Raw genomic sequence first — 300 nt, forward strand, 5'->3', positions numbered from 1 at the left:
CAATCGACGATCGAACCGCGACCGAAGACAATCCGTTCACGTTTAGCTTCAGCGGAAACACGTTCGGCGATCCTGATGGCGACGCATTGAGCTATGTTGCTTCCTTGGCGGACGATTCGGCGCTACCAAGTTGGCTGACGTTCACACCGGTCACTCGCACGTTCAGTGGCACGCCACTCAATCCCGATGTAGGAACGATCACCGTCAAAGTCACTGCCACTGATCCCAGTAATGCAACGGTCTCGGATGAGTTTGCCTTGACAGTCGGCAACACCAATGACGTTCCAATCCTAGAGAACG

Annotated in this window: 1 protein-coding gene; it reads left to right on the top strand. The window is 54.3% G+C overall.

Annotated features, from left to right (window positions below; translation table 11 throughout):
• The coding region (locus CA13_RS35700; protein ID WP_419195161.1) for a putative Ig domain-containing protein at positions 1-300 on the top strand (300 nt) is incomplete at both ends.

The sequence above is a fragment of the Novipirellula herctigrandis genome (assembly GCA_007859835.1).
Lineage (GTDB): Bacteria > Planctomycetota > Planctomycetia > Pirellulales > Pirellulaceae > Novipirellula_A > Novipirellula_A herctigrandis.